13 protein-coding genes are annotated in these 13093 nt (G+C 44.0%); 9 read left to right on the top strand and 4 right to left on the bottom strand.

What is annotated here, in order from left to right; translation table 11 throughout:
- Positions 1 to 288: 288 nt before the first annotated feature.
- Together L6773_RS01065 and L6773_RS01060 are read left to right on the top strand one after the other, a co-directional pair.
- Entirely contained in the window at positions 289 to 699 is a 411-nt protein-coding gene (locus L6773_RS01065) for a helix-turn-helix domain-containing protein (RefSeq protein ID WP_237851984.1), read from the top strand.
- Between the two features lie 285 nt (positions 700 to 984).
- A complete protein-coding gene (locus L6773_RS01060; protein WP_237851983.1) occupies positions 985 to 1275 on the top strand; it encodes a hypothetical protein in 291 nt (96 codons plus the stop codon).
- A gap of 295 nt (positions 1276 to 1570) precedes the next feature.
- Here the strand turns inward: L6773_RS01060 and L6773_RS01055 are convergent, their stop codons facing one another.
- Positions 1571 to 2173: an NUDIX domain-containing protein gene (locus L6773_RS01055; RefSeq protein ID WP_237851982.1), complete on the bottom strand. Its 603-nt coding sequence runs from the start codon at positions 2171 to 2173 to the stop codon at positions 1571 to 1573.
- Positions 2174 to 2237: 64 nt separating this feature from the next.
- On the opposite strand from L6773_RS01055, the gene L6773_RS01050 reads away from it, so the two are divergent.
- From L6773_RS01050 to L6773_RS01030, 5 genes are all read left to right on the top strand, one after another.
- Positions 2238 to 2831, top strand: a complete 594-nt coding sequence (locus L6773_RS01050; protein WP_237851981.1) for a CDP-alcohol phosphatidyltransferase family protein — start codon at positions 2238 to 2240, stop codon at positions 2829 to 2831.
- 299 nt (positions 2832 to 3130) lie between these two features.
- Complete coding sequence (ftsY, locus tag L6773_RS01045; protein ID WP_237851980.1) at positions 3131 to 4084, top strand: signal recognition particle-docking protein FtsY; 954 nt, start codon at positions 3131 to 3133, stop codon at positions 4082 to 4084.
- 279 nt (positions 4085 to 4363) lie between these two features.
- Positions 4364 to 6064, top strand: coding sequence for a tetratricopeptide repeat protein (locus L6773_RS01040; RefSeq protein ID WP_237851979.1), 1701 nt, complete (start codon positions 4364 to 4366; stop codon positions 6062 to 6064).
- Positions 6061 to 7035, top strand: a complete 975-nt coding sequence (locus tag L6773_RS01035; protein ID WP_237851978.1) for a DUF4292 domain-containing protein — start codon at positions 6061 to 6063, stop codon at positions 7033 to 7035. The genes L6773_RS01040 and L6773_RS01035 overlap by 4 nt, the downstream gene beginning before the upstream one ends.
- A 12-nt stretch (positions 7036 to 7047) precedes the next feature.
- A complete protein-coding gene (locus tag L6773_RS01030; protein ID WP_237851977.1) occupies positions 7048 to 8340 on the top strand; it encodes a murein hydrolase activator EnvC family protein in 1293 nt (430 codons plus the stop codon).
- A gap of 251 nt (positions 8341 to 8591) precedes the next feature.
- Here L6773_RS01030 and L6773_RS01025 read toward each other — a convergent pair whose 3' ends face one another.
- The 3 genes from L6773_RS01025 to L6773_RS01015 form a co-directional block, all read right to left on the bottom strand.
- Positions 8592 to 9749 carry a lactonase family protein gene (locus L6773_RS01025; RefSeq protein ID WP_237851976.1) on the bottom strand — a complete coding sequence of 386 codons (1158 nt, stop codon included), beginning with the start codon at positions 9747 to 9749 and terminating at the stop codon, positions 8592 to 8594.
- Positions 9750 to 9790: 41 nt separating this feature from the next.
- Positions 9791 to 10990, bottom strand: a complete 1200-nt coding sequence (locus L6773_RS01020) for a 3-phosphoglycerate dehydrogenase family protein (protein WP_237851975.1) — start codon at positions 10988 to 10990, stop codon at positions 9791 to 9793.
- 170 nt (positions 10991 to 11160) lie between these two features.
- Complete coding sequence (locus tag L6773_RS01015) at positions 11161 to 12426, bottom strand: MFS transporter (RefSeq protein WP_237851974.1); 1266 nt, start codon at positions 12424 to 12426, stop codon at positions 11161 to 11163.
- A 311-nt stretch (positions 12427 to 12737) separates the two neighbouring features.
- On the opposite strand from L6773_RS01015, the gene L6773_RS01010 reads away from it, so the two are divergent.
- Together L6773_RS01010 and L6773_RS21400 are read left to right on the top strand one after the other, a co-directional pair.
- On the top strand, positions 12738 to 12890 hold the full coding sequence (locus L6773_RS01010) for a hypothetical protein (protein WP_237851973.1): 153 nt from the start codon (positions 12738 to 12740) through the stop codon (positions 12888 to 12890).
- Positions 12887 to 13018 (top strand): hypothetical protein, encoded by a 132-nt coding sequence (locus tag L6773_RS21400; protein ID WP_255727672.1) that lies wholly within the window; start codon positions 12887 to 12889, stop codon positions 13016 to 13018. The genes L6773_RS01010 and L6773_RS21400 overlap by 4 nt, the downstream gene beginning before the upstream one ends.
- The last annotated feature ends 75 nt before the right edge of the window (positions 13019 to 13093 follow it).

Raw genomic sequence — 13093 nt, 5'->3', positions numbered from 1 at the left:
CGATCAGGTCGCTATCTCTTCAGCGCTTTTTTGTTAGAAATTTGTGAGAGAGAACTGTTCTGAAAAGAAGAATGAACAATAAAAAAATGAGGGCATGTTGATAGGAAATTATCGCAGCGTTTGATCAGTGGAAGGCTTTTTGTTTTGATCAATTACTATCAATATAAAGGGTTTAAGCTATTCACTCCAAATGAAATTTCCGTTGTCTTGATAAAGAGCGATAATATCGGTTTATTTGTGTTCTTTATACAACTAATGATAAGTAATAATAGGTAATCAAAGATTGTAATGCCGAGAAAAATTGGTTCATTAACGCTCTATTCTATCGATGATCTGCACGAAAGCCTGGGTATCAGCAAGATGACGCTTCGTGCCTACCTTCGTGAAGGCCGAATCCGCGGACGCAAATTAGGTGTACAATGGTTTGTCACCGAAGAAGCAATTCGTGAATATTTTAATCCACCTGAAGATGAAACCCCAAAAGAAAAAAAGAAACAACAAAACCTGAAATATGTGGTTCAGGGCGTGAACGACCTGGTTAGTGAAACCGAGGAGTGCGCGACGATTTCTGAAACGCTTGAATGCTTAAATAACCAGGCGATTATCAGTTTGTTCCAGGTGCAAATTACAAATGCCGAAAGTGGTGAAATTATGGAGATTGTTAAGGCACGGGACTTTATTGAGCGATATTCTGAATGATCAATATCCTCAAACCCCTTTCCTATGCTCCCGGAAAAAGCTGAGATTAAATGGAAGGGGTAGTTTAAGTCCCTCCTTGTGAAGTGCTTTTCTTCATAGGGAGGGATTTAGGGTGGGTCAAAGAACCCAATATTGTGATGGCGCAAACATCCTTGTTTGTGCCCTTATGCAGGGCACGAGCGAGACGCTCGCGCTATCCTAAAATAATTAACTTGAGTTTTTCCATCCGACGCTGTCAGGACCTTCGGACGCTGACGGCTCTATTCACAAAAGATTTAATCATTTATGAAATTCAAAAACACAAAGCTACAACGCATCGATTTTGGGGATGAACCGGCGGATCAATACTACTGCCTGGTGAATCTGAAAGTTAGCCCCAATGGATTGGACCTTGGTAAAATGAGATTAACAAACCCAAGAAATATTGACCAGGAATTTCGACAGCAGGGAATGTTGATGATGTTTACCGGAGAAGAGATCGAATCCCTCATCAACCGCGGGGACCTGGACCGGGAGAATTTGCATGAGTCGCTCTATCAACTGGCATTGGATGAGGGTGTGATTAAAGAAGAATAATCTCACCTTCAGGGGAGTCCTCCGTCAGCCGACGGAGGGAGGGGTGTACATCCCCCGAGCTTCATATACGATTGGAGATCCCGGGACAACTCCATAGCCGTCAGAACGCTTAAAGCGGCCAGACGGCTTTATGTTGAAACGTTATGTGTCATACCCCGAGCTCACATGGCATTTGTTTCATGCTACTCATCGGATGAGTGTTGAGACGAATTCATAAAGATCTTGCCAAATCACTCATCCGATGAATTATAGGATCTTGTTTTAGTGTGCCGGGCAAGCTGTCCGGCGTACATTATCATTCCAAATCCAACTCAAAGGGAGCATTTTCCCTCCACCACATAGAGGCCTGGATCAACGAACAGATCGTTTTTCCATCGGTGATATCGCCGGTTTTAATCATCTCCAGGGCTTTAGAAAACGGAATACGGTATTTTAGCAAAAACTCATCGTCATCTACTGATTGTGTCTCTTCAGTTAATCCCCAGGCTACATACACGTAAATAATTTCATCTGCATAACCAATCGCGGGATAAAAAGAGCCAACTTCTTTAAGTTGCTCGCATTTAATTCCGCTCTCTTCAAAGAGCTCCCGTTTGGCTGTATTTTTTTTACTCTCACCCGGATCAATCTTTCCGGCCGGCACTTCGATAAACGTCTTTTTGGGCGGATAACGAAATTGCTGAAGAAGCATAACAGTTCCATCCTCGAAAACCGGAACAACTGCGCTTGCCCCGGGATGTTTAATCCATTCACGCGTGGAAGTAGAGTTATCCGGGAGTTCAGCTTCATCGGAGTAAACGTGAAGCAGTTTTCCGTTAAATACTTTCTTTGATGTTAGCTTTTTTTCCCTGAGTTTGGCATCGGCCTGTTCGGTGGTCCTTAAATCTTTATATTTCATTTGTATTTATCTGTTTTATAAACTGTATTATTAAAACTCAATCGGATTAGAAGCAACTGCGTGAATGAGAGAAGCTGCATCAAATATTGATGGTAAGAAGGTATTGGTTACAAAGGAGATTTACACATGGTCTAATTTTATATCCTTAACAAGGGTATTGGTAGCCGCACCAATTATATACCTTCATATTCATAATGGTTATGAAACGAATTTAGCTATCGTTGCACTGATCGTTTACGGTGGAATTTCGGACTATTTTGACGGACTTGTAGCAAGACTTAGAAACGAAAGATCTGAGCTTGGAAAAATGCTTGATCCCGTTGCTGATAAGCTGATGGCTTTTTTCCTGTTTCTCTACACTGTTTTTTTGGGCTGGATTCCACTTTGGTATTTCTTTCTGGGCGTGAGCCGGGACCTGCTGATTATGTGGGGATCAGCGCGTATCAGGAAAAAACGCGGTAAAGTGGCCATGTCTATCATGTCCGGCAAGATTTCTGTCAATGGTATGGCACTCTACTGGATGAGTGAATTTTTCTTTCCCGAGGCTACCCAGGTTCATCTTTTGCTGATCATTCTCTCCGTGTTATTAATGGTTTATTCCTTCATCGAGTACACCATTCGTTATAACAAGATTATGGCCGGGGCGGATTTTAACTGAGGAAGTGAAAAGGCCCCAATGGATCGAAACTACTGAAAGCAAGTAGCAAAGGGTAAGAGAGAGACGAATTCGGCTGAAGATTTTCTTTATCGTCTGCCGAGTAAAAAGTCATCCAATGAGTAAATTAGATCAAATCTGTGGACTTCTACTCGAATTACTCATCGGATGACTCCAGGCATATAAAACTCGAGCTAAAAGATTCGGCAGTTTAGTATACTTACGGTTTTACGTTTCACGTCTGTCATTAATCATCGTATATTCCATCTAACGAAATTTGATACCCGAAACGAGACAAACGAATGGGCTGGTTAGACAAACTTGGACTAAAAAAAGAAGAGAAACTCGACAAAGGGGTCGAGAAGAGCCGCGAAGGACTGCTCAACAAGATCGGTAAAAGTATTGCCGGTAAAGATAAAATTGATGACGCAACTCTTGATGACCTCGAAGACGCACTGATTTCATCAGATGTTGGTGTAAAGACAACGATTGAAATTATTGATCGCTTAGAAAAGCGTGTGGCTCGCGATAAGTTTATCACGCAAAATGAGCTTCAACAGATCATGAGGGAAGAGATTACGGCACTGTTGAAAGAAAACAGGCCTGATCAGCCCGCAGAATTTGATGCCGATTTCCCCGCTAAACCGCATGTGATTATGATTGTGGGTGTGAATGGTGTGGGGAAAACCACAACCATTGGGAAACTGGCTCACCTCTACAAAAAAGCCGGCAAAAACGTAATGCTCGGAGCGGCCGATACATTTCGTGCAGCAGCGGTCGACCAGCTAAAAATTTGGAGCGAACGTGCCGATGTACCCATAATTCAGCAGGGTCAAAACGCCGATCCGTCAGCCGTGGCGTATGATACGGTTGCTTCAGCCAAATCAAGAAATGCGGATGTTGTATTGGTGGACACTGCCGGCCGGCTTCACAACAAGAAATCGCTCATGGAAGAGCTTGCCAAAATTAAGAGGGTGATGGGCAAAGTGGTGGACGGAGCTCCACACGAAATTCTGCTTGTACTGGATGCCTCCACGGGACAAAACGCCATGCAACAGGCTAATGCATTTACCGATGTGGTAGATGTTACCGGCCTTGTACTCACCAAACTGGACGGAACGGCTAAAGGGGGAATTGTAATCGGCGTATCCAATGAACTGAATGTACCGGTTAAATATATCGGTGTCGGCGAGCAGATTGAAGACCTCCAGGTTTTTGAGAGAGATGGTTTTGTGAAGGCTCTGTTTGGCGAATAATTGTATAAAGGCTTACTAATACGGAACAACAGATAGTAACCTGTCAGTGTCCGAACAGCGTGAGCTCCTGACAGCGTTGCCGGTACGTATTTATACTTTCCTTACAATTCGAGCGCTGAAAGGTCCGTCAGTTGACGAACACTGTCAGGTTCTCTGCTTAAAACTTCCCTAACATCCATTTGCAAAGAATGGTACATTTGGTGAACATTCAGATCACAATTTATAATTACCGTTCCGCTTGTTCGTTCTATGAACTCCGGAGAACGAATTCATTATTTGATGATTAAACGATCACTACAGTTTCTGCTTGCAATATTTTTCCTGATCCCTGTGGCTATTGATGCCCAGGATACCACTTCCATCGATGATGAGATGGCGGAGGCGCTTGAGTACTACATCCAGGGGATAAACGACTTTGAAAACCAGGATTATGAACTCGCACTTGATAAACTTACCGCAGCTCACCTCAAATTGTCGGATCACGCCGGTGTAAATTATGCACTTTCGGATGTATACCTGGAAATCGATGACTACACGAATGCCGCCTACTACGGACAGATTGCGGCCGAATTGGAACCGGAGAATAAGTGGTATCATCTGCATTTGGCACGAGTGTATACCGAATCGGGACGAAATGAGCAGGCTATCAATTCTTTGAACAAAATTCTCGAATACCATCCGAATGATATAGATGTACTGTATCGGCTGGCTGAAAACTATACGGAGATTGGTCAGCTTGAAAAATCCAACGATATGCTGGATAATATTCTTGACCTCAGAGGCAGTGCATTTGAAATTCACCTGAGCAAATTCCAGAACTACAATGCTCTCAACCAATATGAGAATGCATTGACTGAGCTGGAAAAGATGCGTGAGCTTAATCCGGGAAACCTGGGTACTCTTCAAACAATCAGTCAGTTTTACCTGGAGTTGGGGAAAGAGGAAGAAGCGAAAGAAGTACTAATGGAAGCCAGGGATCGAAATCCCAATGACACAAATACGCTGATTCTGCTGGCGGAGATCTACATCGAAAATAATAACTGGGAGGAACTGGGCAACACCTTTGTGATGATGGTACAAAACCCAATGATCAATCCGCCTCAAAAAATGGAACTTGTGCGCTTTTTGATGGTGAAATACCAAAATGAACCTGAACAGGAAATTCTTGAGGAGCAAACCCGTAAAGTGATTGAGGCATTGAGTGAAGAGGAACCTGATTATGCGCCTGCACAGTTGGTTTCAGCTGATTATTATCTGCAAAACAACCAGATGGAACAGGCACTGGTAAACCTGGAGCGGGCAACGGAGATCAATCCAAACCAGGCAGAAGCATGGGCACAGCGAATACAGGTGTTGTTTAGTTTAGGTCGGTATGAGGAGGTGGTTGATCTGTCGGACCAGGCCAATGAAAATGCCCCTGATAATGCTTTCATACAGTTTTTTACGGGTGCTTCTTACATGTTTGAGGGTGAGTATGAGCAGGCTGAAACCTGGCTGGAAAATGCAACGATGGCTCCATCCCGACGAAATTTTCGATCGGCTATTTACGGTACGTTAGGAGATGTAAAACAGGAGCTTGATAAATGGGAGGAAACTGTAGATGCCTATGAAAGAGCACTCCGTCTCGATCCCGAAAATACCACGGCGATGAATAATTACGCCTACTATCTGTCGATTAGGGAAGAGAATTTAGAGAAAGCATTAGAGATGGCAACAGAGGCGGTAGAATCCAATCCCGGAAACTCATCATTTCTCGATACACTGGGTTGGGTCTATTTCAAAATGGAGGATTACGATCAAGCCCGGAATTATATTCAGCAATCGATCGAGACAGGGGAGGCGAGTGCCGAAGTGTTCGAACATATGGGCGATGTTTTTGAAGCCCTCGGAGATTTGCAAAAGGCCCGGGAGTGGTGGCAAAAAGCACTAGATGAAGATTCCGAACGCACGTACCTCAATGAAAAACTCGAACAGATTTGATTCTATTTAAAAAGGTGTTGAATATCAATTCTGTCATTGTGAAGGTGTTGGCCAAAAAGGATGTCATTCTGAACATGATTCAGAATCTCCATTCGTTGATCAAGTATGGTGATACCGGATCGGGGTCCGGCATGACCAAACTAAGCTTATACCCTTCTTGCACATTCTTTTTGGCCAACATCAAAAAAGCTGATTCTTATGCGGTCAGCTTCTTCAAGCGTATATTATCCCCAGTAATCTTTTTGATTCTCCTCTTCTTGATCTCCTGTAGCTCATCTGTAGAACTGACTGAAAATGAGGAGGAGCTTGCTGAGGCGTCTATCTCTGTTGATCAGTTGCTTGAAACTATCCCGAATTACCGTGAATCTCTTCAAACTATATCCGGTAGAGGAAGAGCAATTGTCAGTGAACCGGGGAATAGTGAGCGTGTGACACTCCAGTTTTTGTCGAACCGGGACGAGAGCCTGATTACCGTCCGTAACAGTGTGGGTATTGAAGGTGGACAGATATTCGTGAATTCTGATTCGCTTCTTGTATATAACCGCGTGGATAAAATTGCAGAAAAAGTACCGCTGAACCAGGGGAAGCTTACCAGCGTTGGTTCGATTGCATCTATTAATATGCTGGACCTGTTTAATTATACGGTTACAAAACCGGATGTGGATAAGTTGTTTGAGACAGATAATCTGTATGTAGCCCTTCTGGTAAATGAGGTGAGAGTACAGGTATCAAAGGAATCCGGCAGAGTTTTAGAAGTAAATGTGCCTGATGGAAATCAAACAGTACCTTACAGTCGGATCATTTATGAAGGTTATGGCGAGATTGAAGGGTTTCAACTACCGAGAAAAATCACGATTTTTAGCCAGGACGGAGAATCAAGAGCCACTCTGCTGGTTCGAAGTTTAGAAATAAACGAAGAGTTACCCCAGCTCGGAATCGAGCTTCCGGATGACATTCCCATTTACAGATGACAAGTACCAGGTATGATGAACCTCAATTCATTTTTGATGATTGGCTTCATTGCGTTGATTGCAACGGTGGGCCTGACTGCCGAAGCCTTGGCACAGGCAGAAGAGTCGCAGGCTCAGTCATCTTATGAGAGAATGCGTGCCGAAATACTGGAACGGCAGCAATCTACTCGCTCGCAGATAGAAACCCTGGATGAGCAGATTGCATCTTACACCCAAAGGCTGAATGAAAGATCAGAAGAGTATGATGAGGTTTATCAGCGATACGAAGAACTAAACCGATTGATTTCACTGCAGCGAGAACGACTCCGCCAAATGAATCGTGAGCAGCGGCAAATCCAGGAAGAAATTACATTGATTCAGAATAATCAGGCTGAGCTCAGGCAGAGGTTAAATACGTTGATGAATGAATATAAAGAGAGCCTCACCTATCTTTATAAACATGGACGAACTACAGAACTCGCACTTCTTCTGACCTCAACATCCATCAATCAATTGATGGTTCGAACGTTTTACCTTGCCAGGTTCAATGATTATTTGCAAGAACAACTCAATGAAATTGAAGAGACCCGACTGCGTTTGGAGCAATCGCGGCAAGATTTGGAAGCGTCAAGCGAACGGAATCGCATTGCGCTCGGGGAGATTGAAACCGAGACCGAAAACTTGCAGCAGCAACAGAACCGGCAGCAGCAGTTGGTGGACTCCTTGAAGCAGGATATTGCAAACCTGGAGGAAGAGAAACAGAACCGGGAACAACAGAAGCAGAACCTGGAAAATACAATGGAAAACCTGATTCGTGAGGAGGAGCAATTGCGTCGCGCCGAGGCATCAGGGGAAACGGTAGTTAGGAGAGAAGTATCGGTCAGTGATGAGGAGTTAAACATGTACGAAGCAGAATTTCGGGATCAGCGGGGTCAACTGCCATGGCCGGTGGATAACGGCACCATTACAGAGAAATTTGGCGAGCGTGTTCACCCGGTATTTGGTACAAGAACAAGAAATTTGGGGGTTGATATTGCAGCCTTACCGCGTTCATCCGTTCAGGTTGTAAACGACGGATATGTCTATGGAATACAACCGCTTCAGGGCTATGGGGATGTGGTGTTTGTAAGCCACGGGGATTATAAAACCGCCTATGGAAATCTGAGCGAAATATATGTGAGAAAAAACCAGGTTTTGAGAAGAGGTGACACAATTGGTCTGTCAGGAGATGAAAACTCAATCCGCGGTGAAGTGATTTTCTTTTTGATCCGCGACGGAAGCCAGATGGTAGACCCGGAATTGTGGCTCGAAGAAGCGCGACTTTGAGAAATTCCCCCTTCGAAGGGGGCAGAATCAACAAAGTTGATTCCGGGGGATGACCCATGGCAAGTAATTGAGGTCGTTCTGAAACGTCGAGGTGCCCTAATTCCAAGCTCGAGAGAGACCCCGACATTTCTGTGTAGGCTGCTCGCGCAATCTGGTTTAGGAACATCGAATAATGAAGAGTTTAATCACTTCGACATTCGAAATTGGATATTCAGTGTCTGTCTGCCGAAGCCTTAGCGCAGGCAGGTTCGTTATTCATTATCCGGTACCATCTGCAAGCTAACCGGCTGTGATACATTAATTTCGATATCGGCCGGTGTAATCAAACCGGATTCCCGGTCTCGTTCAAACACAACGATGTTATCTGTATTTCGATTGGCAACGAGAAGATAATTGCCGGTTGGATCAATCATAAAATTCCTCGGATGGGCACCGCCTGATGATTGCTCTCCAACTTTTTCAAGCAGACCTGAATCTTGATCTATCGAATATATCACAATGTTGTTGAGATCTTCCCGGTTGGAGGCGTAGAGAAAGCTTCCATCTGCAGAGACATGAATATCGGCTCCCGAAAACCTTCCCTCATAATTTTCAGGCAGCGTGCTGATGGTTTGCAGTTCCTCAAGCGATTCTCCATCGTACGAAAAAGTAACAACCGTCCCACTCAGCTCATTCACCAAATATGCATACTCGCCGTTTGGGTGAAACGTGAGATGTCTCGGGCCAGCACCGGGTTCAGTTTCAAAAACGATGGACGGTTCGTTCTGAAGTGTCATTGATTCACTGTCAAAAGCATAACCGGTAACCGTATCTGTGCCGAGATCTGTTACAAAAAGCATATTGTTATCGGGAGAGATGATGGTACAGTGAACATGAGGAGAGTTCTGTCGCCTTTCATTTACACTGCTTCCTTCGTGTACAATTGCCGATGTGGATTCAGCAAGACTGCCATCATCCCGGATGGGAAATGCAGCCAGTGAACCGCCCAGGTAATTCCCTACGAAAACTGCATTTCCGGTCTGATCGGTACTGACGTAGCAGGGCGCTCCGCCCCGGCTCGATTGTTTATTCAAAAATGAGATCTCGCCATTTTCTTTATCAAATGAAAAAGCACTGACCGATGCATCAGCAGAATCAGCCTCCTCATTTACAGCATATAGGAATGAATGATCCGGCGATAGCGCTAAGTATGACGGGTTCGAAGAGGAAACCGTATCCACAGGAGTTGATGTACCATCTTCAGCGTTAAATTTGTAGAGATAGATTCCCTCACTTCCTTCACCTGTATAGGTGCCTACAAAGAGGTAATAATCGTTATTGGTTTCAGGCTGGTTTCCATTCACCTGATTACAACCTGTTATGAATAGTAAAGATGCAGCAAGTAGCGAAAGTGAGAGTAGAAATTTCATAGAAATTGTTAAGTTTGAATCTCACAAAGTATACAGCTTTTTTATAATTGAATCAGTGTTGCGCTGATCACTTCATCTTGTCGGGTTCGAATACTTTTCATGATTTCTGATGATGGTTCCGCATCCAACTGGATAGTACAGCAAGCGGTTTGTTTCCCTTCAAAGATCACATTTGTGAGTTCCTGCGCATTGATGTCTGCTTGCTTCAACTCATTCATAACATTCGCGATGACACCCGGTTTATCATAATGGCGAACCACCAGTTGCCATGGTGCATCCGTATGCTCACAGCGGTTCAGCCAGTTTCTCACTTGACCCTCCTGAACGTACCCGCGGACGATATCGACAGCGTCAGATGCCACCGCTAGTTGAGCCTGTTTGGTACTGGCCCCGATATGATGGCTCACATATACATTATCCAACTCCTGGAATCGGCTTGTAAACTCTCCCTGTTTGAACTCGGGCTCGTCACTGATGACATCCAACCCTGCTTTGATCCGCCCGGATTTCAATTCTTCAAATAATGCGTCTTCATCTACAATTCCTGCCCGTGAGGTGTTAATGAAATACGCACCGTCTTTCAGTTTGGAAAGGACCTCTTTTGATATAATTCCTTTTGTCTGATTATTGATGGCAAGGTGCACGCTGAGGATATCACACTTGGAAGCAACTTCCTCAATGCTTTCAGCATGGATGATATCGAGTTCTTCAGCTTTTTGGGGGGTCAAAGAACGCGACCATGCAATAACCGGCATTCCAAACGCTTTCGCCCGGGTAATTACTTCCGAGCCTATCTGTCCGACACCGATTACACCAAGAACTTTTCCATAAAGTCCATCCGCCTTGCTGTAAGTCGCCTTATTCCATTTCCCGGCTTTGAAGTCAACCACATTATCACCTAAGTAGCGGTCGAGGCTGACGATCAGACCCATTGTTAACTCAGCTACGGCAATCGCATTCTTTCCGGGGCAGTTGGCTACATAAATACCCAAATTGCTGGCTGCTTCAATGTCGATATTGTTGACGCCCGCTCCGGCGCGGACGATCAAGCTAAGGTTGGGACTATTCTCAATGCAGCTTTTGCTTACAACCGTTGATCGTACAATCAGAACATTTGCGTCACTCAATCCGCTGTCAAGATCTGAGGCTGTCGCGGTTGGATGATTAATTACATTTTGGCCGAGGTTCTCAAGTTCAGAAATAGCTTCATCAGGTAGTTTATCAGCAACAAAAACAGTCATGTGACTCCTCTTTATTTTAGGTTTATCTCTTTACTATAAAGGTACCAAACGAATGATACTTCCTGAAATATATAGTTTGGGAAATGACTTATTCTTGGTGGAATTCTTAGTCATCGGATGAGTGTATTCAGCAAATACTTTGAATAAGTTGAATACTTATCCGATCACTCTTAGCGAGAGTTATCTTTTGAAATCAACCCGACTGCAATCCAAATAGTCGCACCCACAATTACAGCGGTGGCAACAAATGGCAATCCAAAGTAGGCTGCAAACAGAGCCCCTCCCCATGTCGGGCCAATCATTCGTCCCAGCCCGGAAAGCCCCTGCGAAGCTCCCATTACCGCACCGTAGTTATTCTCACTTGCCTCCTGGGAGATCAGGCTGGTGATGGTTGGAGTGTTAAGACTTTTGCCAAGGGCCATTAAACACAGGAAAAGTGCGAGGGTGAGCATGTTGTGAGCGAGGGGAATCAGGCCGAGTCCTATGACCATCAAAATATTTCCAACCAGGAAAATCTTCTCTTCGGCAAAAATATTTGTGAGAGGTTTGATCAAAAATCCCTGCACAATCACAGCGATGATACCGATGTAGAAAAACTGAATTCCCACATCCTCGGCACTCATATTTAGTTGTGATTCTGCAAATAATGGAAAGGCACTGTAGAGACTTGATTCGCCGAAGGAGAGCAGGAAGAATCCGATAATCAGAGGGATGAGAAATCCACGGGCGGACGAACCTTTCTGCTCTTTAAGTAATTGCCAAAATCGGGGTGAAAAAACACTCGGCCTGCGATAGGTATCCTCTTTTTCTTTGGGTGCTGATTTGTCCACTGTTTCGGGAAGCTTGAAGAGCACCATCAGGAAACTGCAGAAGGATAGAAAAGCCGCAAAAAATCCGGGAAGAGCAAAACGATTGGCTTCCATCCATGCGGCGAAATCCGGAAATCCAAAACTGGCAATGAATTCGTGAAAGGCGGGATGAATCAATCCGGTAGCCGTAGCAGGACCAATCACAAAACCAATTCCGAACGCCGCTCCGATCAACCCCATACCGCGGGCACGGTTTTCACTATCGGTGATATCAGCGATGTATGCCTGTGCCGTAGAGATATTTCCGCCCATGGTTCCTGCTACAATGCGAGAGAGAAACAGGATACTGAGAGAACCCGCAAACCCAAAAATGATGTAGGCTATGACTGCTCCAAAGGTGCTCATTAGCATGATGGGGCGTCGGCCAACACGGTCTGACCAACTTCCCCAGATCGGAGAAAAAATGAGCTGCATGAACGAATAAACACTGTAAAGAAGGCCGATTGTTACGGCTGATGCAGAAAACTCTTGTGCATAAAAGGGAAGCAGGGGTAATACGATTCCAAAACCAAGGAGATCGATTACCACAACAAGAAAGACAGTAGCAAGAGCAGATTTATTCTTCATAAAAAATTTTCACACAGACTCATAAAGATAGGCTGATTGAATGTTCTTTTCATGAAGAGATTTGGATTACTTAAGGGCGGGGTAGACATGGTATTTTTCATTATGGCAAACCATTCTTGAATGGTTGTTAGATGATTTGTTTGAATGAAATGTTGAACAATTTCTAAAAAATACCATGTCTCTTGCTTTAAAAACACTTAACAATTGAAGGATCATCTAAGAAGTATACATATTTGACAAAATTGACCTCTCTTTGTTATTTGCTTCTTTGCTTAGGATAAATCTTAAAACAATTATTCAACAGGAGTAAAATGAGTTGGAAAATTCAGTTATTCGAGATAATTGTATACTTCATAAAATTCGGTATCGGTTCCGTTATCGGCTATGCTGTTTTAAAAGAAGCGATCATTGCTGCACTGAAGGAGTATGATTTAAGTAATGAACAAAATCTAGAAAAATCATGACTATTGGAGGCATAACGGCAATTCTATTTACAATGTTGAAATATGTTGGATCGGCAGTGATCGGTTATTTCGTGGTGAAAAATGCGATCAGGGATGCGCTGAAAGAGTATGGCAATAAAGAGCAGTGAGAGACGAAGAATTTAGATATTGTTCAATGTTAAGACATTGTATTTTTTTATTGGCAAGGAGAAGTTTTCAAAAGA

This window comes from Rhodohalobacter sulfatireducens, from assembly GCF_022012475.1.
Lineage (GTDB): Bacteria > Bacteroidota > Rhodothermia > Balneolales > Balneolaceae > Rhodohalobacter > Rhodohalobacter sulfatireducens.
Note: the sequence above shows the minus strand (reverse complement) of the source record. Positions and strands in the feature narration are given on the sequence as shown.